Consider the following 23,649-nt stretch of genomic DNA (forward strand, 5'->3'; position numbering starts at 1 on the left):
CGCAAATCCCGCCAAAAGGGCGCGCGTGAACCCGACCGCTTTCTTTTCGCGCCTCCCCTCCCTCGCCAGCGGCCTCCGGCCATGGCTGTCCCGCCCGGCGCAGATCGCGCTGGCGGTGCTGCTGGGCGTGGCCGCCGCCGGGCTGCTGGCGCAGATGGAGGGCGAACGCGGCGTGCCGCCCATCGCCAGCGGCGGCGATTTCGAAGTGAACGGGATCAGGGTCGACGTGCTGGCCAAGGATGCCGACAGCGCGCGGGAAGCGGGCTGGCGCATCGCCCAGCGCAAGGCGTGGCGGATGCTGTGGGCGCGCACCCATGGCGGGTCGCAGGGCGCGCCGGGCCTGTCCGATTCGCAGTTGCAGGCGATGGTTTCGGGGGTCGAGATCGAATATGAGCAGGTCGGCCCGACCCGCTATGTCGCGACGCTGGGCATATTGTTCGACCGCGCGCGCACCGGCGGCCTGCTGGGCGTTTCGGGCCATGTCATGCGATCGCCGCCCTTGCTGGTCATCCCCGTCCTGTGGGACGGCGGATCGGCGGTGTCCTATGAACGGACCAATGAATGGCAAAAGGCCTGGGCGCGGTATCGCACCGGCGAAAGCGCCATTGATTATGTCCGCGTCGCCGGCTCCATCGCCGACCCGATCCTGCTGAACGCGGGGCAGACCGGGCGGCGCGGGCGGCTTTGGTGGCGGGTGCTGCTCGACCAATATGGCGCGGCCGATGTCGTCATGCCCATCGCCCGGATCGAACGGCAATGGCCCGGCGGGCCGGTGCTGGGCAGCTTCACCGCGCGTTATGGCCCCGACAATATGCTGATCGGATCGTTCAGGCTGCGCGCGGGCGGCGAAAGCGCGATCCCGGCGATGATGGACGAGGCGCTGAAGCGGATCGACGCCCTTTATGTCGCGGCGCTCAACGACGGCCGCCTGCGGCCCGACCCGTCGCTGATCATCGAGGAGCCGGTCGATCCCGACGCGCTGGCCATCGAGAATGCGTCCGACCTGCCGGTCGAGACCATCGAGACGCCCGGCGCGGCGGCGACCGGCGCGACCGGTTACACGCTGCAATATGACACGCCCGATGTCGGGTCGGTGGGACAGGCCGAATCGATCGTGCGCTCCATCCCCGGCATCCGTTCCGCCAGCACCAGCAGCCTGGCGCTGGGCGGCACATCGGTGATGCAGGTGAGTTTCGAGGGCAATGTCGACCTGTTGCGCACGGGCTTGCAGGCGCGCGGCTATGCGGTGGTGGTGTCGGGCAACACATTGCGGATCACCCGGCGGGGCGCGGGATCGGCGCCATGATCCAGTTCGGCCTGCCGCTGGACTGGCCGGGCCGGGACGGCGCCGATTTCCTGACCAGCGACGCCAATGCGATGGCGGTGCGCCATCTGGAAAACTGGCGCGATTGGCCGGTGATGACCAGCATATTGACCGGCCCCGCTTTGTCCGGCCGGTCGACGCTGGGCCGCCATTTCGCGCAGCAGGCGGGCGCGCAGGTGATCGACGATGCCTGGCCGGGGGATGAAGAGGCGCTGTTCCACGCCTGGAACCGGGCGCAGGACGATCGCCGCCCGCTGTTGCTGATCGCCGATACCCCGCCCGCTTCTTGGGCCATCGCCCTGCCCGACCTGCGATCGCGCATCGGCGCGGCCCCCCATGTCGCCATCGCGCAGCCCGACGAGGCGCTGGCCATCGCGCTCATAGAACGGGGGCTGATGACGGCGGGCGCGCCCTTCGCCGCCGACGTGCCGGCATGGGTCGGCCATCGGGTGGAGCGCGATTATCGCACCATCGCCGCCGTCATCGACGCGCTCAACGCCGATGCGTTGTCATCAGGTCGCAAGATTTCCGCCGCACTGGCGAAAGAAGCCCTGCAAAAGGCGGGAATTCTGCCTATAGAGGGCAAAGATCGTTCCGACTGAACTGCGCGAGTATCTGCCCTTGGCCGAAGCCGATCCCACCGACAGCCTGACGACCCCGGCCGACCGTTATTTCAACCGCGAACTGTCGTGGCTGGGTTTCAACCAGCGCGTGCTGGAGGAGGCGATGAACCGCGCCCATCCGCTGCTGGAGCGGCTGCGCTTCCTGTCCATATCGGGCGCCAATCTGGACGAGTTTTTTTCCGTCCGCGTCGCGGGTCTGAAGGGGCAGCAATTGCAGAATGTCGATCATTGTTCGGTCGACGGGCTGACGCCGGGGCAGCAGCTCGCCGCGATCAGCGACGAATCGGCGCGGCTGATGCAGGCGCAGCAGAAGGTCTGGGGCCTGTTGCGCGGCGAACTGCATGATGCGGGGATCGAGGTCGTCGGGCCGCAGGCGCCGATGGACGCCGACAGCGAAGCCTGGCTGCGCGATCATTTCCTGCACCAGATTTTCCCGATCCTCACCCCCCAGGCGCTGGACCCGGCGCACCCCTTTCCCTTCATCCCCAATCAGGGTCTGTCCATCGTCTTCGATCTGGAGCGGCTGTCGGACCGGACGCCGATCCGCGAGTTGGTGATGATCCCTTCGTCGCTGGCGCGTTTCGTGCGGATCGCGGGCGAACCCGTGCGCTACATGGCGCTGGAGGCGGTGATCCGCCGCTATTCGGCCGACCTGTTCCCCGGATATCGCGTGCGCAACAGCGGCGTGTTCCGCATCATCCGCGACAGCGACATCGAAATCGAGGAAGAGGCCGAAGACCTGGTCCGCTATTTCCGCAGCGCCATCAAGCGGCGGCGGCGCGGCCGCGTGATCCGCATGGAGATCGAGGAGCGCATTCCCGAGCCGGTCGAGGAAATGTTGCAGGACATGCTCCACGGCCATGAAGCCATCGTCGCCGAAGTGGAGGGCTTCGTCGGCATCGGCGACCTGGCCGGCATCGTCGACGAGGACCGGCCGGACCTGAAATTCGAACCCTATGCCCCCCGCTTTCCCGAACGCATCCGCGAATATGGCGGCGACTGTTTCGCCGCGATCCGGGCCAAGGACATCGTCGTCCATCACCCCTATGAAAGTTTCGACGTCGTCATCGCCTTCCTGAAACAGGCGGCCAGCGACCCCGATGTGGTGGCGATCAAGCAGACGCTGTATCGCGCGGGCAAGCAGTCGGCGATCATCCGCGCACTGATCGACGCGGCGGAGGCGGGCAAGTCGGTGACTGCAGTCGTCGAATTGAAGGCGCGGTTCGACGAGGAACAGAATCTGCTGTGGGCCGCGCAACTGGAACGGGCGGGCGTGCAGGTCGTCTATGGCTTTGTCGACTGGAAAACCCATGCCAAGGTGTCGATGGTCGTCCGGCGCGAGGCCGACCAGTTCCGCACCTACTGCCATTTCGGCACGGGCAATTATCACCCGGTCACGGCGCGGATCTACACCGACCTCAGCTTCTTTACCGCCGATCCGCATTATTGCCGCGATGCCGCCGCGCTGTTCAACTATATCACCGGCTATGTCGAACCCCAGTCGCTGGAACGGCTGGTGATTTCGCCGCGCGACCTGCGCAACCGGCTGTGCGACCTCATCGATGCGGAAATCGCCCATGCGCGCGCCGGCCGCCCGGCCACCATCTGGGCCAAGATGAATTCGCTGGTCGATCCCGCGATCATCGAAAAACTCTATGCCGCCAGCAATGCGGGCGTCGACATCGACCTGATCGTGCGCGGCATATGCTGCCTGCGCCCCGGCATAGCGGGCATGTCGGCCAATATCCGGGTGAAATCGATCGTCGGCCGCTTTCTGGAGCACAGCCGCATCGCCGTGTTCGGCAATGGCAAGCCGCTGCCCAACAACGGCGCCCATGTGTTCATCAGTTCGGCCGACTGGATGCAGCGCAATTTCGACCGGCGGGTCGAATTTCTGCTGCCGGTCGAAAACCCGACCGTCCATGACCAGATCGTCGATCAGGTGATGGTCGCCAATCTGATGGATAATGAACAAAGCTGGGAATTGCAGGGCGATGGCCAATATCGGCGGCTGGCCGCCGGCGGCGACCGTCCGTTCAACCTGCACCGTTATTTCATGACCAACCCGTCGCTGTCCGGGCGCGGCGCGGCGCTGGACAATGCGCCGATCCCGCAACTCAGCCTCGCCCCGCGCGTCTGACGATCATGGCCCCGATGCTCAGCCGCCTGCGCGCGATCGACAATGACCGGAACAAAATGCCCGTGGCGCGGACAAGGGCGCGGCGCGCGATCATCGACATCGGATCGAACAGCGTGCGCCTGGTCGTTTATGACGGGCCGCGCCGCATCCCCTTCATCCTGTTCAATGAAAAGGTGATGGCGGGGCTGGGCGCCGCGCTGGGCCAGACCGGCCGGATCGACCCCGACGCCATGGATCGCGGGCTGGCGGCGCTGGCGCGCTTTGCCCGGCTGTGCGAAGCGATGCGGGTGGAGGATGTGCGCTGCGTGGCGACGGCGGCCGTGCGCGACGCCGCCAACGGCCCGGATTTCATCGCCCGGGCCGCGGAACTGGGGCTGTCGGTCGAATTGCTGAGCGGCGCGCAGGAAGCGACCGCCGCAGCCCATGGCGTGTTGTCGGGCATTCCCGGCGCTGACGGCATTGTCGGCGATCTGGGCGGCGGCAGTCTGGAACTGGCGCGGATCCGCGATGGCGCGGTGCATGAAACCATATCCCTGCCGCTGGGCGTGCTGCGCCTGCCCGCCATTCGCGCCAAGGGCGGAAACGCGCTGGACCAGCAGGTGAAGAGGATGCTGGCCCGGGCGCAATGGCCCGATTCGCCCGGCCTGCCCTTTTATCTGGTGGGCGGATCGTGGCGCGCGCTCGCCCGGTTCGACATGCAATTGACCCGCTTTCCCCTGCCGGTCGTCCACCAATATGAAATGCCCGCCACCCGCGCGCGGCAACTGGCGACCATCGTGACGCAGGCCGGGCGCACCCGGTTGAAAGATGTGCCCGCGATGACCGGATCGCGCATTCCCACCCTGCCCGACGCCGCCGCCCTGCTCGCCATCGTCGTGCGCCAGTTGAAAAGCGCGCGCATGGTCGTTTCAGCCTATGGCCTGCGCGAAGGGCTGTTGTTCGAGAGCCTCTCCCCGGCGCAGCGCGCCGCCGACCCGCTGCTGATCGCGGCGGAGGCCGAGGGGGAGGCGCAATCCCGTTTTCCCGATCATGGCGACCTGATCGACCGGTGGATCGACCCGCTGTTCCGCGAGGATGGCGAAGACTGGCGGCGGATTCGCCGGGCCGCCTGCCTGCTGGCCGATGTCGGCTGGCGCGCCAACCCCGATTTCCGGTCCGAGCGCGGGGTCGAGATCGCCCTGCACAGCAACTGGGTGGGCATCACCGCGCCCGAACGCGCGATGCTGGCGCAGGCGCTGCACAGCAATTTCGGCGGCGGCGCGACGACGCCCGAACCGCTCGGCCGCCTTGCCCCGCCGGAGGCGCTGCGGCGGGCGATGCTGTGGGGGCTGGCCATCCGCCTGGGGCAAAGGCTGTCCGGCGGGGTCGAGGGGCCGCTCGTCGCCAGCCATATCGACAGGGACGGCGACATGCTGACGCTGCGCTTGCCGGCCGATCAGGCCGATATTTTCGGCGAAGCGGTGGAACGTCGGCTGCGCCAGCTCGCGACGGCGATGGACGCGGCTTATGCGGTCGCCTCCTGACGGGCGCAGCCCCCCTTGCCTTGACGGCGTAAAGGCCCCACTGCCCCTGACAGGATGAAGGAGACGCGCAAAGATGCCGCATAGCCGGGGCGCAGTGCTGGTGACGGGCGCCGCCCGACGGCTGGGCCGGATGATCGCCCTGGCCGCCGCGCGCGACGGCTGGGACGTGGCGATCCATGTCCACAACCCTGGCGTAGACGCCGAACAGACAGGCGATGCGATTCGCGCGATGGGGCGGCAGGCCGTCGTCGTCGTCGCCGACCTTGGCGATGCGGATGACGTGCGCGCGCTGGTCGGCAACGCGGCGCAGGCGATGGGACGGGCGATCACCGGCCTGGTCAACTGCGCCTCCCATTTCGCCTGGGACGACAGCAAGACGTTGAATGCCGATCGCTTCGCCACCCATATGGCGGTCAACAGCCTGGCGCCGATGCTGCTGGCGGCGGAACTGATGCGGCTGTTGCCCGACGATGCGGAAGCCAGCGTCGTCAACATCCTCGATTTCAAACTGTCCAATCCGGATCGTGATTTCCTGTCCTACACCCTGTCCAAATATGCGCTTGCCGGGGCGACGGAGGTGCTGGCCCGCGATTTCGCGCCACGCGGCCGGGTGAACGCGGTCGCGCCCGGCTATATATTGCCCGCGCCGGACCAGCCGGTCGCGACATTCGAGACGTTGAGCGCCCGCACGCCGATGGGCCGCCGCGCCGCCGCCGAAGATGTCGCCGCCGCCGCCGCCTTCCTGCTGGGCAACGCATCCGTCACCGGGCAGAAGCTGACCGTCGATTGCGGCCTGCACATGATGTCGCGCGACCATGATGTGGGGCGGGAGGATTAGGAGAGGACCGCCATCGCCAGACGGCGCGCGCTGATCGGCCCTGCCCTCAGCGCGCCCTGCATTTGATCGGCAGCAGGTCGCGTGCGCCGGTTTTTTCTTTTCGCATCGCTTGCGGCGGAAAGCCGGTTGCCGCTTTTCCGCACGATGCCGTGAATCAGCGCGCGCCGAACAGGGCGGCGCCGACGCGAATATCGGTCGCGCCCAGCATGATCGCGGTTTCATAATCGCCCGACATGCCCATCGAGAGCCGGTCCAGCCCCTCCTCGCGCGCTATCTTGGCGAGCAGGGCGAAATAGGGCGCGGGTTCGACATCCGCCGGGGGCACGCACATCAGGCCCGCGACCGGCACGTCCGCCGCGCGCGCCGCCGCGATCAACGCAGGCGTGTCGGCGATCGGGCAACCGCCCTTTTGCGCCTCCGCGCCGATATTCACCTGAATGAAGCAGGGGATGCGCCGGTCCGCCTTGTCCATCGCTTTGGCGAGGGCGGTGAGCAGCGACGGGCGGTCGAGCGAATGGATGACGTCGAACAGGGCGACGGCGTCGTCCGCCTTGTTCGATTGCAACTGGCCGACCAGATGCAGGACGATGCCGGGCGTCGCGTCGCGCAGCGCGGGCCATTTGCCCTGCGCCTCCTGCACGCGATTCTCCCCGAAAACGCGCTGGCCCGCGTCGATCAGCGGCTGGATGGCGGGGGCTTCATGCGTCTTGGATATGGCGATCAGGTTGATGTCGGCGCCCCGGCGGCCGGTCAGGCTGGCGGCGCGATCAATATTGTCGCGAATGTCGGAAAGGCGCGCGGCGGCGGCTTCGATGCTGTCGGTCGTCATGGGGGCTGCTATAGGCGATAGGGATGATCCGCCGCAACGCCCGCAAGCCACTGCCTGCCCTATGGCTGATGACCGACGAACGGATTGCGCCGGACGCGCTGCTGGCGGCCGCCGCTCGATTGCCGCGCGGGCGGGCGGGCGTGATTTTCCGCCATTATGCAACGCCGCCGAAGGAGCGCCGCGCCCTGTTCGACCGGCTTGCCGCCATCGCCCGGCGGCGGCGGCTGGCGCTGATGCTGGCGGGGAGCGCTCGGCAGGCGGCGGCCTGGCGGGCGGATGGCTGGCACGGGCGCGACCATCGCCGCGCCGCCCGGCCAATGCTGCACAGCGCCCCCGCGCATGACCGGCGGGAAATAATGGCGTCAGGCGCGGCCGACCTCATCCTGCTCTCGCCGCTCTTTCCCACCCGCTCGCACCCCGGCGCACCGGCGCTGGGACGCGTGCGTTTCGCTGCGCTCGCCCGCATGGCCCGCGCGCCGGTGATCGCGCTGGGCGGCGTGCGGCGCGATCACCGGCTGCACGGCCTTGGCGCCCATGGCTGGGCGGCGATAGACGGGCTGGTCTGACCGGCGGCTTTGCGGCATGGAGGGAGCCGCATGACCAGCCATCCCAACTATATCACGCCCCAGGGTTTCGCCCGGCTGCGCGCCGAATATGACCAGTTGCTGGGCGTCGAGCGCCCGCGCATCGTCGAGGTGGTGAGCTGGGCGGCGGGCAATGGCGACCGCAGCGAAAATGGCGACTATCTCTATGGCCGCAAGCGGATGCGCGAGATTGACGGGCAATTGAAGCGCCTTTCGAAGAAGATGAAGGACGCCAAGGTCGTCGACCCGCGTCAGCAGCCCGACAAGAGCCGCGTCTATTTCGGCGCGACCGTCACCATCGCCGATGAGGACGACAATCATCGCACCGTGACGCTCGTGGGCAATGACGAAACCGATGTCGCCGCCGGGCGGATCGGCTGGGCGACGCCCATCGCCCGCGCGCTGCGCGGGGCGGCGGTGGGCGATGTGCGCCGGGTGATGCTGCCCGCGGGGGAAAGGGAATATGAGGTGATCGCGATCGGCTATCCCGACTGATCGCCGCCCTTTTCATATTTCCAGTTGCGGCCCTTGCCCTGCGCGATCCACTCGACAGCCTGCGCGATGCGGCGGGCGCGGGTCGCATCCTGCTTCGCATCGTTGATCCATTCACAATAGTCGCGCACCTTGCCGGGCGGAAAGTCGGCCCAATGCTTGGCCGCAGCCGGATCAGCCCGAATTGCGGTGGCAAAATCGGGGTGCAGGGGCAGGGGCTCGCGCGGCGCTTTCGGTTCGCTCCGTGGTCGGTCGCCCGCGTCGATCAGCGCCATGGCCTGCGTCAGCAGTTCGGCCAGCCTGTCGTCGGCGGGCAGGTCGCTGATGCTAGCAATCCGGCCGAACTGGCCCATGGCGTCGCCCCGGCCACTGGCCCGATCACCGTCCCGCGCGACCTTGTCATGCCAGAAGCCGAAGGCCGCATGGCTCTTGAACGCCGCCATGTTGCACAGATTCTGGTCGCGATAGGTGAAGAAGGGCATCCCCCATTTGATCGCCTCTCCTATGGCAGGCGATGCTGCATGGATGCGCGCGCGCAAATGCCGGAGAATGGGTCGGGCAAAATCGGCCTGACGGTCGATATAGGCGGTCACCGGGTCGTCCTGCACCATCGTCCTTCCCCTTGCGGCTTTATCGTTCGACCTTGATCTCGAACAACCTGGGCCAGTTTTTGCCGGTCACGAACACACGATCCTTCGCCGCGTCATAGGCGATGCCGTTGGCGACCGCTTCATCGGCCTTGACCCCGGCCGCCTTCAGCAGCGGCGCGAGCTCGATCCAGTCGATCACCGCGCCGGTGGCCGGATCGATCCGGGCGATGCGCGTGTCATACCAGATATTGGCCCAGATCTCGCCCTTCACCCATTCCAGCTCGTTCAGCCGGGGGACGGTGCGCCCGTTCCAGGTGACGGTGATGCGCCGCTGTTCGGTGAGGGGTTCAGGATCGATGAAGCGCAATTGCGCCGTGCCATCCGACATGATGAGGCTGCGTCCGTCCTGCGTCAGTCCCCATCCTTCGCCTTCATAGCGGAAATCGCCGACCGGGCTCATATCCTTCAATGACCAGATAAAGCCCTGCCGGTGCCGCCAGGTCAGGCTGATGATGCGGTCATCCCAGTGGACGATGCCCTCGCCGAAATAGGGCGGCTTCACCACGCGCCGTTGCAGTATCTTGCCCGATTTGAGCGCCACCTTGCGGATTTCCGATTGCCCCTCCAGCCCGGTGCTTTCGTAGAGCGCGCCGTCATGGAAGAAGAGCCCCTCGGTAAAGGCCTCCGGGTCATGCGGGTAGCTTTTCACCAGCGTCCAGGGCGTTTGCGCGCTGGCCGGGGCGATCAGCAGGAGCACGCCCGCCAGCGCCGCGATCAGCCGCCTCACCCGGCGGCCTCGCTGGCCAGCGCATCGGCCAGCCAGCCGGGCAGGGTCGCGGGGTCGATGTCCTCCACCCGGCGCAGTTCGATGGACAGGGCCATGTCGTCGATCACCGCGCGCTGGCGCTTGGCATCCGCCTGGGCCAGCGGCACGGCGATCAGGCGACGGCTGACCTTGTTGCGATAATGCATTCGGGCGGTGTTTTCCTGCCCGACATAGCAGCCCTTGTCATAATCGACGCCGTTCAGTTCGCCGGCATTGGTTTCCAGCCACAGCACGGCGTCCTGCCCCAGTTCGCCAACCCCTTCGAACACGCCCAGCGCCAGCCGACGGGCGCGAAAGGCGGCGGATGCGTCGCCCTCGCCTGCGGGCGCGATCCAGCGATGGCCGAGCGTCGGCAGGCGCGGGTCGACCGGATGCTCCATGGCGTCAAGCGCCCAGTGGACGGCCAGCGCCTCCTCGCGCGCGATCGCCACCTTGCGGCGCAGGCGATAGAGGGTCAGCCGCTTCGCCAGCGCGTCGGCCTGCGCCGCTTCGCAGTCGATCAGCAGATCGTTACCATCCGCCCACAGGATGAAATCGAACAGCGCCTTGCCCTGCGGCGTGAGCAGCCCGGCCCAGCGCGGCTCGCCTGCTTTAAGCGAGAGCACGTCGCGGGTGATGAGCCCTTGCAGGAAGGGGCGGGCCTCTTCGCCCGAAAGACGGATCAGCGCGCGGTCGCGAAGGGTGGTGCTGCTCATCGGCTTTAGGTAGGACAGGCGTCGACCATAGCCAAGCGGTGAGCCACCATGTCCGAGAATTTCGACCTGATCCTGAAGAACGGCACTGTCCACACCCCCGGCGGGGCGGAACAGGTCGATGTCGGCGTGCGCGGCGGGCGGATCGTCGCCATCGGCGCGGCGCTGGGCGATGCGGGCGAGGTGATCGACTGCACAGGGCTCGACGTGCTGCCCGGCTGCATCGACAGCCAGGTCCATTTCCGCGAACCGGGGCTGGAGCATAAGGAGGATCTGGAATCGGGCAGTCGTGCGGCGGTGCTGGGCGGGGTGACCGCCGTGTTCGAAATGCCCAACACCAATCCCAACACCGACACGGCCGAGCGCGTCGCCGATAAACTGGCCCGGGCCCATCACCGCATGTGGTGCGACCATGCCTTCTATGTCGGGGCGACCGCCGACAATGCCGAGGATCTGCGCGAACTGGAACGGATTCCCGGCACGGCGGGGGTGAAGATTTTCATGGGCGCGTCGACCGGCAGCCTGCTGGTCGACGATGACGGCGCGCTGGCCCGCGTGCTGGCGTCGGGCACCCGCCGTGTCGCCATCCATGCCGAGGATGAGGCGCGGATGAACGCGCGCAAGGATTATCGGGTGGAGGGCGATCCGTCGTCCCATCCGGTCTGGCGCGACGATGAAAGCGCGATGCTGGCCACCCGGCGGATCATCGCGCTGGCCCGCGCGGCGCGGCGGCGCATCCACATCCTGCATGTCACCACCCCGGCGGAGCTGGAATATATCGCCGGGCACAAGGATATCGCCACCTGCGAAGTCACCCCCCAGCATCTGACGCTGGCGGCGGAGGACGCCTATCCGCGCCTGGGCAGCTATGCCCAGATGAACCCGCCGATCCGGTCCGGCGCGCATCGCGACGGGCTGTGGCGCTGGCTCAATCAGGGCGTGCCCGACGTGCTGGGCAGCGACCATGCCCCGCATACGAAGGAGGAGAAGGCGAAACCCTATCCCGCCTCACCCAGCGGGATGCCCGGCGTGCAGACGCTGGTTCCCTTGCTGCTCAACCATGTCGCCCATGGGCGGCTGTCGCTGCGCCGCTTCATTGAACTGACGTCATCCGGGCCGCAGCGCGTCTTCGGGCTGGTGGGCAAGGGGCGGATCGCGCTTGGTTATGACGCCGACTTCACTGTCGTCGACCTCAAGAAGCGGTGGACGGTCGGGCGCGACTGGCTGGCTTCACGCTGCGACTGGTCGCCGTTCGAGGGGATGGAGCTGACCGGCAAGGCGGTGGGCACCATCGTGCGCGGCAACCGGGTGATGTGGGAAGACAGCCTGGCCGATGAAGCCGTGGGCGAGCCGGTGCGGTTCGAGGCGACAGAGTTCGCCTGAACCGGCCGTCGGCGATCAGGTGGCGGCGGCCATCCGCGCGCGGCGCGCGCCGCCATAGCTGTCGAGCGCGAACAGGATGAGGCCGATCCAGATCAGTCCAAAGCTGATTATCTGCCCCTGGCTCAACTTTTCGCCATAGAGCAGCACCCCGCACAGAAATTGCAATGTCGGCGCGATATATTGCATCAGGCCCAGCGTCGCCATCGGCAAGCGCTGCGCCGCCACGGCGAACAGCACAAGCGGCGCCGTGGTGATGGCCCCGCTCGCGATCAGCATGGCGGTGGTGAAGCCGTCGGCGCCGAAGGCGATGCCGCCATGGCTGCCCAGCCACAGCAGATAGAGGAGCGCCATCGGCATGAGAATGAGCGTTTCCGCGCCCAGCCCGGCCATGGGCGCGACCGGCGTCAGCTTGCGGACGAGACCGTAAAAGGCGAAGGAAAGGGCCAACATGATGCTGATCCACAGGGTCGTCAGCGCGGTTGCCGCCATGATGGCGACGCCGACGGCCGCCACCGCGATCGCCACGGACTGTCCGGGCCGCAACCGTTCTTTCAGCACCATCACGCCCAGCGCGACGTTGACCAGCGGGTTAAGGAAATAGCCCAAACTGGCGGCGACGATATGGCCATCATTGACCGCCCAGACATAGGTGGTCCAGTTGACGCCGATGAACAGCGCGGACGCCGTCAGCGGCAGGAGGACGCGGGGATTGACGATCGCCGCGCGCAGGGGGCCAAGCGCCCTGCGGAAGGCCAGCAAGCCGACGACCAGCGCCAGCGACCAGACGACCCGTTGCGCCACCAGTTCGAACGGACCGACATGGTGCAACGATTTGAAAAAGATCGGCAGCAGGCCCCACAAGCCATAGGCGGCGACCGCCGCCGGCAGACCCCCGCGATTGTCCTGCTCCCCCGCGCCGATCACAGGATGCCGCCGCCCAGAAACAGGCGGAGGGCGCCAAATCCGGCGACGATCAGGCAGAAATTCTGCCCGCCTTTCCTTGACGACATCAGGCCGATGAACGCGCCAAACAGCGCCATCGGCACCAATATCCAGTTGAGCGCGCCCAGCAGGGGAAAAACCGCCGGAATCATCAGGATCAGGGTGATCAGCCCGATCAGCGCGGAAAGAAAGTTCAGCATGGTTGGACAGATGGCGATGGCGCAAGCAGGCCGCAAGGGCCAGATGGCCGCAACCGGACACTGCCGATCCTGGTTATTGGCGTGACCGATGTTCTGGGCTATGCGGGGCCAGTGACAACAAGGGAAAGATGATGACCGCCAGTTTTGACAATGCCGCTTTTCGCCGTGTTCTGGGCCATTATCCAACCGGCGTCTGCGTGGTGACCGCAGTCGACGAAAGCGGCGCGCCGATCGGCATGGTGGTGGGTTCCTTCACCTCGGTATCGCTTGATCCGCCGCTGGTGGCCTTCTTTCCTGACAAATCCTCGAAAAGCTGGCCGCCAATCCAGCAGGCCGGCCGTTTCTGCGTCAATGTCCTGGCCAGCGACCAGCGCGATCTGTGCCGCCAGTTCGCCGTCAGCGGCGGCGACAAATATGCCGGGGTCAGCCACCGGGCCTCGGTCAACGGGTCGCCGATTCTGGACGATGTCGTCGCGTGGATCGACTGCACCCTCGAAGCGGTGCACGAGGCCGGCGATCATTATATCGTTCTGGGCCGTGTCGCCGCGCTGGAGGTAGACCGGCCGAGCAGTCCGCTGCTCTTTTTCCAGGGCGCCTATGGCGCCTTTGCCGCGCTGACCGCCTGAACGCGGTCCGTCAGCTCAGGCTTTCGATCACCGCCGCGCGCAGTTCGGGCAGGCCCATGCCCTTTTCCGCCGATGTGGCGATGATGTCGGGGTGGGCTGCGGGCCGCTTGCGGATCGCCTCGGCCGTCTCCTCGAGGACGGCGGCGAGATGGCTGGCCTTCACCTTGTCCGCCTTGGTCAGGACGATGCGATAGCTGACGGCGGCGCCGTCCAGCATGTCCAGCATGTCCTTGTCCACATCCTTGATGCCGTGGCGGCTGTCGATCAGCACCAGCGCGCGCTTCAGCTTGGCGCGCCCGCGCAGATAGTCGTTCACCAGGAAACGCCACTTCTTCACCATGTCCCTGGGCGCGCGGGCATAGCCATAGCCGGGCATGTCGACGAGGCGGAAACGCAGCGGCGCGCCGACATCGAAGAAGTTGAGTTCCTGCGTGCGGCCGGGCGTGTTCGACGTGCGGGCAAGGCCATTACGGCCGGTCAGCGCGTTCAGCAGCGATGATTTGCCGACATTGGACCGCCCGGCAAAGGCGACTTCCTCAACCGAAGCATCGGGCAGATATTGCAGGCTGGGCGCGGATTTGAGGAACGCGATCGGCCCGGCAAAGACCTTGCGCGCTTCCTCGATCAGGTCGGGGTCGGATTGGTCGGTCATAATCTCTCTTTCATCCTCCCCCGGCGGGGGAGGGGGACCATTTGCCATGCAAATGGGGGAGGGGTGTCGCCCCATCGTTAGGGCGGCGCCCCTCCGTCTGGCCTGCGGCCATCCACCTCCCCTTACAGGGGAGGATCGGCTTCACTTCGCCGCCGCGTTCAGTTGCGGATGGCGCGTGTAGAGGAACCATTGCTGCAGCATCGACAGGCAGTTGTTGGTGATCCAGTAGACCAGCAGGCCCGCGGCGAAGGGCGCCATGATGAACATCATCAGCCAGGGCATGATGGCGAACACCTGCTGCTGCATCGGGTCCATCTGCGCGGGGTTCAGCTTGAACTGGAAATACATGGAAACGCCGAGCAACAGCGCCAGAACGCCGATCGCCAGGAAGGCGGGCGGGTTGAAATCGAGATAGCCGAAGAGGTTCAGGATATGCGCCGGATCGGGCGCGGACAGATCCTTGATCCACAGGACGAAGGGCTGGTGCCGCATTTCGATGGTCAGTTGCAGCACCTTGTAGAGCGCGAAGAAGATCGGGATCTGGATGAAGATGGGCAGGCAGCCGGCGAGCGGATTGACCTTCTCCTTCTTGTACAGCTCCATCATCTCCTGCTGGAGCTTGGGCTTGTCGTCCTTGTACTTTTCCTGAAGCGCCTTCATCTTCGGCTGCACCGCGCGCATCGCCGCCATGCTGGCGAACTGGCGCTGGGCGACCGGGAACATCAGGCCGCGCACGACCAGCGTCAGGCAGATGATGGCGACGCCGAAATTGCCGATATGTTCGAACAGCCAGTGGAGCAGGGCGAAAATCGGCTTTTCGAACCAGTAGAACCAGCCCCAGTCGATCGCCCGGTCGAACAGCGGAATGCCCGCGTCCTGATAGGCTTCCAGCGTCTTGACTTCCTTCGCGCCGACGAAGAGCCGCGACGTCTGCGTGATCGCCTTGCCGGGGGCCAGCATGACCGGAGGCAGGCTGAAATCGGCCTGATACTGGTTGCCCGCGCCCTTGCGGAACTGGCCGGTCATCGCCGCCTTCTGATCGGGGATCAGCGCGGATAGCCAATATTTGTCGGTAAAGCCCAGCCAGCCGCCCGTGGACTGGAAGCTCTGGGCCGACGGGCCCTCGTCCAGGTCGGAGAAGTTGACATCATAATTGGCCGCGCCGTTGAACACCCCCATCGGCCCGATATGGATGGTCCAGGTGTCAGGTTCCTTGGGAATGCCGGTGCGGCTGACAAAGCCGTAGGTCTTGACCCCGACCGTCCCGGCGCCCCGATTGGACAGCGTCTGTTGCGCCGAAATCATGTAATTCCGGTCGACCGACAGGCGGATGGCGAAGATCTGGCCCGCGCCATTGTCCCAGCGCAGCGTGACCGGGGTGGCAGGCGTCAGTTCCTTGCCCTCGGCGGTCCAGACGGTGTTGCCGTCGGGCAGCTTCAGCCCTTCGCCCTGCCAGCCGAAACCGGCATATTCGGCATGTTGCGTGCCGCGCGGGCTGAACAGGCGGACGGCGGGCGATCCCTTGTCGATGGTTTCGCGATAGGTGGGCAGGACGATGTCGTCGATGCGCGCGCCGACCAGGTTGATCGAACCGCTCAATTTGGGCGTGCGGATGGGGATGCGCTGACCCTGGGCGAGCGCGGCGGACAGCGGCACCACCTTGCCCGCGCCCTCGGCGGCTGGCGCGCTGGTCGTTGCGGGCGCGGCTGCGCCGGTCGCCTGCGCGGGGGCCTTGGCCTGGGGGAAGAAATAGTCGGCGACATATTGCCAGCCAAAGATGATCAGCGCGGTCAGGATGACCGCCATCACGATATTCTTCTTGTCGTCCACGCTGTGTCGGCTCCGCCGTGTCTGTCTGTTTTGGTCAGGGGACCGGGTCATAGCCCGAACCGCCCCATGGGTGGCATCGCATTAGCCGTTTGAAGGCGAGCCAGCTACCCTTGAGCGCGCCATATTTTTTGAGCGCCTGAATGGCGTATTCCGAGCAGGACGGGGCGTAGCGGCAACTGGGCGGCAGGATGCGCGAAGGGCCGATCTGCCAGGCGCGGGCGACCAGCATCAGCAGCCGGGCGATCATGGCGCTTTCCTCGCCACCTTGCCCAGCGCCTTTTCCAGTTCGGCGCGCAGCAGGGCGAAGTCGCGCTCCACCCCGTCGGCCCGGCCGATCAGCACATGGTCGGCGCCCGCGCGGCCGCGCACCGGCAGCAACTCGCGGGCCAGAACGCGAAAACGGCGCTTCATCCGGTTACGAACGACAGCGCCGCCAATCTTCTTGGTCACGGTGATGCCGAACCGCATCGCCGGGTCGCCGTCCTGCCGATCACGGACCAGCAGGACAAAGCCGGGCATGGGCGCGCGGTGCCCGCGATTGGCGGCCAGAAAATCGGCCCGCCGTCGCATCACCGTCGGCGCCATGCCGACTGCGTCCTCGTTCAGGCGCAGAGATTCTTGCGGCCGCGAGCGCGACGGGCGCGAATCACATTGCGGCCGCCGGGGGTGGCCATGCGGCTGCGGAAACCGTGACGGCGCTTCCGAACCAGATTGCTCGGCTGAAAGGTGCGCTTCATCGTTCTATCCTCAATAAAAATCGCGAATCGGGCATGACGAAAAAGGGCCGCCAAAGCCGGCGGCCTCTTGTCAGGCTGGCTCCGATAGGGAAAGGGCCGCGCAAAGTCAACGCCCGAGCGCGGCCTTCCGCCCGTTTTCAGTCGGCCGCCATGGCCGCTTCCGCCAGTTCGGCAAGCTGGTCGGCGACGATGGCCCAGCCCTGTTCAAAGCCCATATCCTTGTGGCTCTGCATCGCTTCATCGCTCCAATGACGGGCCGTTCCGGTATAGCGCGTGCCATCGCCCTCCGGCTCGAACGCGAAAATGCCGGTCATAAAGGGCTCAGCGGGAATCCACCCGGCGCGGAAGGCGTCGGTGGTGACGGCCAGCCGTTCGGGGACAACCTCCAGAAAGACGCCGTCGCTCGGCATTTCCTCGCCATCGGGGCCTTTCATCAGCATGGCGAAGCGGCCGCCGGGGCGCAGGTCCATTTCGATGATTTCGGCCCGCCAGGGCTTTGGGCACCAGAATTCGGCGGTTTGCTGAGTCCACACGCGCCACACGACCGATGGCGGCGCGGCGATATGGCGCGTGACGGACAATTCATGGAGATTGTCGCTCATATCGCTTCCCCTCCAAAAGCCGCCTCCAGCTTGGCGACGTCCAGCTTGCCCATTGGCATCATCGCGGCCATCATCCGGCCGATGGCGGCGCTGTCGCCGCTTGCGTGCATGGCGATCACGCTTTGCGGAACCAGTTGCCAGGACAGCCCATATCGGTCCTTTACCCATCCACATCGGCTTGGCGTCCCGCCATCGGCGGTCAGCGCGTCGAACAGCCTGTCGACCTCCGCCTGGTCGGCGCAGGCGACCGACAAGGAAATGGCCTCGGTAAAGGGGAATTGCGGGCCGCCGTTCAGCGCCTGGAACGGTCGCCCGCGCAGGGTGAAGGCGACGAGCATGGCGGTTCCGGCGGGCGCCGCCATGCCATCGCCATAATGGCTGACCGCGTCGATCGAGCCGCCGAACAGGTCGACGTAGAAGCGCGCCGCTTCCTCCGCCTGCCCGTCGAACCACAGGCAAGGCGCGATAACGCCGGTCACGCGCCCTTTTCCGCGTCGGCGCGCATTCCCACCAGCGCGAACATCGCGCCCTGCGGGTCTAGCCCCTGAATGATCCATGCGCCGCCCGGCACTTCCATCGGGCCGTTCAGCACCGTGCCGCCGCCCGCCTTCACCCTTTCGACCGCCGCGTCTATATCGGTCACGACGAAATAGAAAAGCCACAGCGGCATGGGCATTTCGGCGGGGCGGGCCATCATGCCGCCGTCCATCGCCTCAAAATCGGCGTCGCCGGATTGGGAGAAAAGCTGATATTGGCCCATCTCGCCCATGTCCATGGCGTCGCCTGTGGTCCAGCCGAACTGTCCGGTGTAGAAGGCGAGATCGGCGTCGAAAGCGCCGCTGTAAAGCTCGTGCCAGCCGACATGGCCGGTCGCCATCGGGGGCGGCGCATCCATGCCTTCGGGGCTGGAGCCTTTCATCAGCATGAAGGTCGCGCCGCCCGGATCGCCGATCACGGCGAAGCGGCCGACGCCAGCTATGTCCTCCGGCGCGCGGCGCACCGATCCGCCCGCGTCGGTCAGTCGCCGGGCATCGGCATCGACATCAGCCGAGCCGATATAGCCGCCCCACCAGGGTTGCATGCCGCAATCCTTCGCGTCGTCGGGAATCGCCATGATCCCGCCCAACGGCCCGGCGCTGCCCGAGATGATGGTGTAGGGATAGCCCACATCGCCGCCGAATGCCGCGCTCGTCCAGCCGACGACGTGGCTGTAAAAGGCGATCGCGCCCTGCGGATCGCTGGTCATCAGTTCATACCAGAAGAATCGGCCGTTCGGGTCGGTCATCATCGCTCTCCAGGGGGAAGGAGGAAAAGGATCAGGCGCGCTCGTCCACCAGCACGGAAAAGCCGCCATAGATGAGGCGCGCGCCGGCAAAGGGCATGTCGCCATCCTCCGGCTGCATCCGTTCATCGGCCATGATCTTGTCATGGGCGGCGTCGCGGATTTCGCGGCTGGGCCATTCGATCCAGGAAAAGACGACCTCCTCGCCTTCTTCCGCGATCACGGCGGTGCGAAAATCATTGATCTTGCCGGGCTTTATATCGTCGGCCCAGCATTCGACGACGCGGGTTGCGCCATATTCGATGAAAATCGGCGCGGCCTTCGCCGCCAGCGCGCGATAGGCTTCCTTGTTGCCGCGCGGCACGGGAATGACGAAGCCTTCCATATAGGCCATATTCTCTCTCCTCGGCACAGGCGCCGCGACCGTCGAGCGACTCGCGGCTTGATCCTTGTGCCGCCATGACTTACATAATTCAACTCACAAGTTATGAAATATAACCAGAATGGGTTGAGTTGAAAAAGAGAGCCTATATCGACGGGTGCGCCACCGCTCATGCGCTGGATCTGGTTGGCGACCGCTGGGCCATGCCCGTCATCCGCGAACTGATATTGGGGCCGAAACGCTTTTCCGACCTGCGCGCCGCCCTGCCCGGCATCAGCGCCAATGTGCTGACGCAGCGGCTGGAGGAACTGGAGGCCGGGGCCATCGTCATTCGCCGCCGTCTGCCGCCGCCCGCCTCCGTGCAGGTCTATGACCTCACCGACTGGGGGCGTGAATCGGAAATATTGTTTCAGGTCATCGGGCGTTGGGCGGCGCGATCCCCCACCATGCGGCCGGGGATGCCGATGAGCGTGTCGTCGGTCATCCTGTCGATGCGCACCATGATCGCGCGGGACCGGATCGGCGACAGGCGCGCCGCCATCGGCTTCCGTTTCGGCGAGGAGCAGTTTCGCGCGGTGCTGGCCGATGGCGACATGCGGCTGGATCGCGGACAGGCCGATGGAGCCGACGCGATTTTCAGCGGCGATCAGAACGCGCTCGCCGCCGCCCTCTATGCGGCCGCGCCGCTGGAGGCGCTCGACGGGTTGCGGGTGGAGGGGGATGCGGCGCTTGCCCGCTGGTTCACGGGCCTGTTCCCGCTGCCGCCCAAGGCGCCAGCCGCCGGGAGCCATTAGCGGCGCTGGCGCGCCCGCCTGGCGGCATCGTCGCGCCCGACGGTCAAGGCGCGGACGCGCTCGACGCCTTCCCTGAACTCGCCGCCGCGAATGCCGCCCTGTCCCGCGCGGGTATAGAAAGCCTCGGCCACGCCATAATCGCCCCGGCGTTCGGCGCACAAGCCCAGGTTGAAGAGCAGCGATGCGTTGCCCGGCAAGGCGCGGTCCATGTCGGCCCATTGGGCGCAGGCGGCGTCGGCGTCGCGTTGGGACAGTTTGACGCTGTCGCGGAACCGCTGGCCGGTCGCCTTGTCCATGCCCTCACGCCCTTCGCGCAGGCGCACGCGGTAATTTTCATGGCGCGGGGTGATGTCGTCGACAAAGCGATCGGCAGCGGTCCCGACCATCCGGCGGATCGAATCGCGTGGGCTGCGCTGATCCTTGTCGCCCGGACAGGTCACGATGATGTCGGTCTGCGGGCGGGTTTCGGTGTAAAGAATGCGCCCGTCGCCGCTGTCCGCCACCCGCAATGTGGACGAGAAACTGACCGTCTGTTGCAGGCAGAGCGCCTCGACCTTTTCCTTGCGGACGCATTTGTCGCCCGACCGCTCGACGCATTGCTCCTTCTGTCGCTTCACGTTGCTGTCGCGCACCGTGGCGTCGGCCATGCCGTTGACGATCATGTCCGCGTCGGGGCCATTGCGGGTCAGCGCGATCAGATCATAATGGGGCGCTCCATCCGGCCCGGTGCGCGCCAGCCGGTCCTCGATGGCGAGGGCCAACGCCGCGCCATCCCGTCCGGCGATGCGGTCGACGCCGATGCTGCGCGCCAGACTGACCTCCCGCCAGCGCGCCGGGAAATGGCCGTTCATTTCGAACACTTCCGCCCGGGCCGATGGCGCGGCGCTGGCGATCAGGAACAGGCATAGGGCGCGGCGCATGAAATTTCCCCGGCAAAATGGCGGCTGCACGGGGGTTTAGCAGGGCTTCGCGTGCGATCAAGCGGCGCGCCCGGCGTTAGTGGGCTGTGGGCCGGTCGGGAAGGCTGAAATCGCGCAATGGTTCCCGATGGCGCAACAGGCTGTTCACGGCTGCGTCGAGGTGGAAGGTTCGCCCTGAGAGGAGACTGGCTCACCGGAAACAGGCGCCGTGACGGGGCGTTGCTTCGTCCTGCGCTCTGGCGGCGCGGGATCGTCGAGGCTGGTGCGCATTCCGCGCAGAACATCTATTTCCGCCTTGCGCCGCGCCAGATAAAAATCGCGGGTGGTGGCGTAGGGATCGGCGCTCTCGTCGCGCAGCTTCCTGATCAGGTCATCATTATTGGCGCGTTCGTCGAGCGAGCTGATGACGGTCTTGGAAACGGCGAATAGCGGCGTGTTGAAGGGCTTACCGACCGCCAACGGCAGGATCGCCAGGTCAAAGGGGCGCGCCAGCATGTCGCGCAAGGTGGTAGGGCCGATCACCGGCAGAAAGAAATAGGGGCCGGGCCCAACGCCATAATAGCCCAGCGTGTCGGCCATGCCATTGGACCGGCGGGGCAGGTGGAACGGCTTGCGCTTGGCGATGTCGAACAGGCCCGCGATGCCCAAAGTCGTGTTGATGACGAACCGGCCGGCGGTTTCGGCCGCCTTGCCAGGCTTCATCTGTAGCAGGAAGTTCACGAACACGATCGGTTCGTCGAGATTTTTCAGCACATTGGTCACGCCACGGCGCGCGGCGCGCGGCATAGTGTCCTTATAGGTCGTCGCGATCGGGCCGACCACCGCCTCGTCCACAGCCTGCACCGCCTTGAACGAGGCGACGTTGATCTCCTCCACGGGGTCGGCGGCGATCCGCTTGCGCCCGGTGATGATGATTTCGCCGCTGGACGGGGACGGCGGCGTGGAAGTGGGTTGCTCGTCCGGTGCGGCCGCAGCCTCCGCCGGCGGAGCGACCGGGTCGGACCCGGATATGACCTGTTCGTCGGCCAAAGCCATGGGCGCATAGGCAAGCTGGGCGGCCGGGGGCTGACTGGCGGCAAGCAGGGGGATGGCCAGCAGTTGAAAACTCATTCGACGGTCACTCTACCCCAGTTTGGCGGCGCGCCGGCGCGCCCGAAAGACCGGCAACCACGCCCGGATGCCCGTGCGTGCGCCAACCGCCTGCATAACAGGACTCCGCCGAAGCGGAAAAACCTCAGTCCGAAAATCATGCTGGCGCCGGTTCCGACCGTATAAATCATTTTCGGGACCGGTCGTTCCATCGGTCATAGCAGATGAACGACCGGTGAATCCGACGGGGCGCGGCCCATTGCGGCTCGCCCCCTGTCGGTAAAAGACCGAAAATCAGGCCGCCGCGCGGCGTTCCTTCAGTTCCTCGTTCAGCATTTCGGCGAGCAGGAAAGCCAGTTCCAGGCTCTGCGCCGCGTTGAGGCGCGGGTCGCAATGAGTGTGGTAACGGTCGGCCAGCCCTTCGTCGGTGATGGCGATGGCGCCGCCGGTGCATTCCGTCACATTCTGCCCGGTCATTTCGGCATGGATGCCGCCGCCAAAGCTGCCCTCCGCCCTGTGGACGGCGAAGAAGCCGCGCACTTCGGCCAGGATACGGTCGAACGGACGGGTCTTGTACCCATTGGCGGCCTTGACGACGTTGCCGTGCATCGGGTCGCAGCTCCACACCACCGGATGGCCTTCGCGCATCACCGCGCGGACCAGTCTGGGCAGGCCCGCCTCGATCTTGTCATGGCCATAGCGGGTGATGAGCGTGATCCGCCCGGCTTCCCTTGACGGGTTAAGCGTGTCGAGCAGGCGCAGCAGCGCATCGGGCTCCAGCGTCGGACCGCATTTCATGCCGATCGGATTGCCGATGCCGCGCAGATATTCGACATGGGCCGACCCGTCGAACCGGGTGCGGTCGCCGATCCACAGCATGTGGGCCGACGTGTCATACCATTGTCCGGTCAGCGAATCGCGCCGCGTCAACGCCTGTTCATAGGGCAGCAGCAAGGCTTCATGGCTGGTGTAGAAATCCGTGCCCTTCAATTGCGGCACGGTTTCCGCGTCGAGGCCGCAGGCGCGCATGAAGGCCAGCGCCTCGCCAATGCGGTCCGCCATTTCCTCGAACTTGGCCGACCAGGGGCTGCGGCCCATGAAGTCCAGCGTCCATTGGTGGACATGGTCCAGCGTGGCATAGCCGCCGGTCGAAAAGGCGCGCAGCAGATTGAGGGTCGCCGCCGACTGGTTATAGGCGCGCACCATGCGCTGCGGATCGGGCTCCCGCGATTCGGGCGTGAAAGCGATGTCGTTGACATTGTCGCCGCGATAGCTGGGCAGTTCGACGCCATCGATGGTCTCGGTCGCCGCCGAGCGGGGCTTGGCGAACTGGCCCGCCATGCGGCCGACCTTCACCACCGGCAGCTTCGACGCGAAGGTCAGCACCACCGCCATCTGCAACAGCACGCGGAACGTGTCGCGGATGTTGTTCGGGTGGAACTCCGCGAAGCTTTCGGCGCAATCGCCGCCCTGGAGCAGGAAAGCGTTGCCGGCCGAAACCTTCGCCAGTTCCGCCTTCAGGTTGCGCGCTTCGCCCGCAAAGACGAGCGGAGGAAAGCTGCCAAGCTGGGTTTCGACCGCGGCCAGCGCCGCCTTGTCCTTATACTCCGGCATCTGCAGCCCCTGATGGGACCGCCAGCTTTCCGGCGTCCAATTCGCCGCCACGTCACGCACTCCTGCCATTAAGCCTGAAAAATAGGGGCCGCCTCTACGCCTGTGAAGGGGTCAAGGCAAGCATAAGCGCGGTCG

At 66.3% G+C, this 23,649-nt stretch carries 27 protein-coding genes and 1 pseudogene; 10 read left to right on the plus strand and 18 right to left on the minus strand.

The features are described 5' to 3' along the window. Positions 1–25: 25 nt before the first annotated feature. From GGR44_RS08845 to GGR44_RS08865, 5 genes are all read left to right on the plus strand, one after another. On the plus strand, positions 26–1,306 hold the full coding sequence (locus tag GGR44_RS08845) for a heavy-metal-associated domain-containing protein (RefSeq protein WP_183955191.1): 1,281 nt from the start codon (positions 26–28) through the stop codon (positions 1,304–1,306). After that, positions 1,303–1,926 carry a P-loop NTPase family protein gene (locus GGR44_RS08850; RefSeq protein WP_183955192.1) on the plus strand — a complete coding sequence of 208 codons (624 nt, stop codon included), beginning with the start codon at positions 1,303–1,305 and terminating at the stop codon, positions 1,924–1,926. Before GGR44_RS08845 ends, GGR44_RS08850 begins: the two co-directional genes overlap by 4 nt. Positions 1,927–1,945: 19 nt before the next feature. After that, positions 1,946–4,087 (plus strand): RNA degradosome polyphosphate kinase, encoded by a 2,142-nt coding sequence (locus GGR44_RS08855; protein ID WP_183955193.1) that lies wholly within the window; start codon positions 1,946–1,948, stop codon positions 4,085–4,087. A gap of 5 nt (positions 4,088–4,092) precedes the next feature. Continuing rightward, the gene (locus tag GGR44_RS08860; RefSeq protein WP_183955194.1) at positions 4,093–5,610 is read left to right on the plus strand and encodes a Ppx/GppA family phosphatase; all 1,518 of its coding nucleotides are present in this window, start codon (positions 4,093–4,095) and stop codon (positions 5,608–5,610) included. Between the two features lie 73 nt (positions 5,611–5,683). Beyond that, on the plus strand, positions 5,684–6,448 hold the full coding sequence (locus GGR44_RS08865) for an SDR family oxidoreductase (protein ID WP_183955195.1): 765 nt from the start codon (positions 5,684–5,686) through the stop codon (positions 6,446–6,448). A 154-nt stretch (positions 6,449–6,602) separates the two neighbouring features. Here GGR44_RS08865 and GGR44_RS08870 read toward each other — a convergent pair whose 3' ends face one another. After that, positions 6,603–7,277, minus strand: coding sequence for a YggS family pyridoxal phosphate-dependent enzyme (locus GGR44_RS08870; protein ID WP_183955196.1), 675 nt, complete (start codon positions 7,275–7,277; stop codon positions 6,603–6,605). Between the two features lie 23 nt (positions 7,278–7,300). Here GGR44_RS08870 and GGR44_RS08875 point away from each other — a divergent pair, with 23 nt between their 5' ends. Beyond that, positions 7,301–7,843, plus strand: coding sequence for a thiamine phosphate synthase (locus GGR44_RS08875; RefSeq protein WP_183955197.1), 543 nt, complete (start codon positions 7,301–7,303; stop codon positions 7,841–7,843). 30 nt (positions 7,844–7,873) lie between these two features. Continuing rightward, the gene (gene greB, locus GGR44_RS08880) at positions 7,874–8,356 is read left to right on the plus strand and encodes a transcription elongation factor GreB (RefSeq protein WP_183955198.1); all 483 of its coding nucleotides are present in this window, start codon (positions 7,874–7,876) and stop codon (positions 8,354–8,356) included. Here greB and GGR44_RS08885 read toward each other — a convergent pair. The 3 genes from GGR44_RS08885 to ygfZ are packed head-to-tail and all read right to left on the minus strand — an operon-like array spanning position 8,344 to position 10,464. After that, positions 8,344–8,964, minus strand: a complete 621-nt coding sequence (locus tag GGR44_RS08885; protein ID WP_183955199.1) for a YdeI/OmpD-associated family protein — start codon at positions 8,962–8,964, stop codon at positions 8,344–8,346. The two genes, greB and GGR44_RS08885, sit on opposite strands and share 13 nt — an antisense overlap. A gap of 19 nt (positions 8,965–8,983) precedes the next feature. Continuing rightward, a complete protein-coding gene (locus GGR44_RS08890; RefSeq protein WP_183955200.1) occupies positions 8,984–9,730 on the minus strand; it encodes a glutaminyl-peptide cyclotransferase in 747 nt (248 codons plus the stop codon). After that, the gene (gene ygfZ / locus GGR44_RS08895) at positions 9,727–10,464 is read right to left on the minus strand and encodes a CAF17-like 4Fe-4S cluster assembly/insertion protein YgfZ (RefSeq protein WP_183955201.1); all 738 of its coding nucleotides are present in this window, start codon (positions 10,462–10,464) and stop codon (positions 9,727–9,729) included. The genes GGR44_RS08890 and ygfZ overlap by 4 nt, the downstream gene beginning before the upstream one ends. 48 nt (positions 10,465–10,512) lie before the next feature. Here ygfZ and GGR44_RS08900 point away from each other — a divergent pair, with 48 nt between their 5' ends. After that, positions 10,513–11,844: a dihydroorotase gene (locus GGR44_RS08900; RefSeq protein WP_183955202.1), complete on the plus strand. Its 1,332-nt coding sequence runs from the start codon at positions 10,513–10,515 to the stop codon at positions 11,842–11,844. A 15-nt stretch (positions 11,845–11,859) separates the two neighbouring features. Here GGR44_RS08900 and rarD read toward each other — a convergent pair whose 3' ends face one another. Both rarD and GGR44_RS08910 read right to left on the minus strand, forming a co-directional pair. Continuing rightward, positions 11,860–12,765, minus strand: coding sequence for an EamA family transporter RarD (gene rarD / locus GGR44_RS08905; RefSeq protein ID WP_183955287.1), 906 nt, complete (start codon positions 12,763–12,765; stop codon positions 11,860–11,862). Continuing rightward, on the minus strand, positions 12,765–12,986 hold the full coding sequence (locus tag GGR44_RS08910; protein ID WP_183955203.1) for a hypothetical protein: 222 nt from the start codon (positions 12,984–12,986) through the stop codon (positions 12,765–12,767). Before GGR44_RS08910 ends, rarD begins: the two co-directional genes overlap by 1 nt. A gap of 131 nt (positions 12,987–13,117) precedes the next feature. Here GGR44_RS08910 and GGR44_RS08915 point away from each other — a divergent pair, with 131 nt between their 5' ends. Beyond that, positions 13,118–13,612, plus strand: a complete 495-nt coding sequence (locus GGR44_RS08915; protein ID WP_183955204.1) for a flavin reductase family protein — start codon at positions 13,118–13,120, stop codon at positions 13,610–13,612. A 10-nt stretch (positions 13,613–13,622) separates the two neighbouring features. Here the strand turns inward: GGR44_RS08915 and yihA are convergent, their stop codons facing one another. The 9 genes and pseudogenes from yihA to GGR44_RS08960 all read right to left on the minus strand — a co-directional run bounded on the left by yihA (position 13,623) and on the right by GGR44_RS08960 (position 19,109). Then, a complete protein-coding gene (gene yihA, locus GGR44_RS08920) occupies positions 13,623–14,264 on the minus strand; it encodes a ribosome biogenesis GTP-binding protein YihA/YsxC (protein ID WP_183955205.1) in 642 nt (213 codons plus the stop codon). A gap of 141 nt (positions 14,265–14,405) precedes the next feature. Continuing rightward, entirely contained in the window at positions 14,406–16,094 is a 1,689-nt protein-coding gene (gene yidC, locus GGR44_RS08925) for a membrane protein insertase YidC (RefSeq protein ID WP_183955206.1), read from the minus strand. Between the two features lie 34 nt (positions 16,095–16,128). Further along, positions 16,129–16,341: a membrane protein insertion efficiency factor YidD gene (gene yidD / locus GGR44_RS08930; RefSeq protein ID WP_183955207.1), complete on the minus strand. Its 213-nt coding sequence runs from the start codon at positions 16,339–16,341 to the stop codon at positions 16,129–16,131. A gap of 14 nt (positions 16,342–16,355) precedes the next feature. Further along, positions 16,356–16,664: pseudogene (rnpA, locus tag GGR44_RS08935) on the minus strand (ribonuclease P protein component); the annotation flags it as partial. Positions 16,665–16,696: 32 nt separating this feature from the next. After that, entirely contained in the window at positions 16,697–16,831 is a 135-nt protein-coding gene (gene rpmH / locus GGR44_RS08940; protein ID WP_183955208.1) for a 50S ribosomal protein L34, read from the minus strand. A gap of 137 nt (positions 16,832–16,968) precedes the next feature. After that, complete coding sequence (locus GGR44_RS08945) at positions 16,969–17,433, minus strand: SRPBCC family protein (RefSeq protein ID WP_183955209.1); 465 nt, start codon at positions 17,431–17,433, stop codon at positions 16,969–16,971. Beyond that, on the minus strand, positions 17,430–17,912 hold the full coding sequence (locus GGR44_RS08950) for a VOC family protein (protein WP_343052316.1): 483 nt from the start codon (positions 17,910–17,912) through the stop codon (positions 17,430–17,432). The genes GGR44_RS08945 and GGR44_RS08950 overlap by 4 nt, the downstream gene beginning before the upstream one ends. Next, positions 17,909–18,718, minus strand: a complete 810-nt coding sequence (locus GGR44_RS08955) for a VOC family protein (RefSeq protein WP_183955289.1) — start codon at positions 18,716–18,718, stop codon at positions 17,909–17,911. Before GGR44_RS08955 ends, GGR44_RS08950 begins: the two co-directional genes overlap by 4 nt. A 31-nt stretch (positions 18,719–18,749) precedes the next feature. Then, entirely contained in the window at positions 18,750–19,109 is a 360-nt protein-coding gene (locus GGR44_RS08960; RefSeq protein ID WP_183955211.1) for a DUF1428 domain-containing protein, read from the minus strand. 119 nt (positions 19,110–19,228) lie between these two features. Between GGR44_RS08960 and GGR44_RS08965 the strand changes: the two genes are divergently transcribed. Beyond that, positions 19,229–19,891, plus strand: a complete 663-nt coding sequence (locus GGR44_RS08965) for a winged helix-turn-helix transcriptional regulator (protein ID WP_246344431.1) — start codon at positions 19,229–19,231, stop codon at positions 19,889–19,891. Here the strand turns inward: GGR44_RS08965 and GGR44_RS08970 are convergent. The 3 genes from GGR44_RS08970 to GGR44_RS08980 form a co-directional block, all read right to left on the minus strand. Continuing rightward, positions 19,888–20,811: a tetratricopeptide repeat protein gene (locus GGR44_RS08970; RefSeq protein WP_183955212.1), complete on the minus strand. Its 924-nt coding sequence runs from the start codon at positions 20,809–20,811 to the stop codon at positions 19,888–19,890. The genes GGR44_RS08965 and GGR44_RS08970 overlap by 4 nt on opposite strands. Before the next feature lie 144 nt (positions 20,812–20,955). Continuing rightward, positions 20,956–21,921: an MlaA family lipoprotein gene (locus tag GGR44_RS08975; RefSeq protein WP_183955213.1), complete on the minus strand. Its 966-nt coding sequence runs from the start codon at positions 21,919–21,921 to the stop codon at positions 20,956–20,958. Between the two features lie 273 nt (positions 21,922–22,194). Next, complete coding sequence (locus GGR44_RS08980) at positions 22,195–23,565, minus strand: class II 3-deoxy-7-phosphoheptulonate synthase (protein ID WP_183955214.1); 1,371 nt, start codon at positions 23,563–23,565, stop codon at positions 22,195–22,197. Positions 23,566–23,649 lie beyond the last annotated feature (84 nt).

It is taken from the genome of Sphingobium fontiphilum (assembly GCF_014196635.1).
Lineage (GTDB): Bacteria > Pseudomonadota > Alphaproteobacteria > Sphingomonadales > Sphingomonadaceae > Sphingobium > Sphingobium fontiphilum.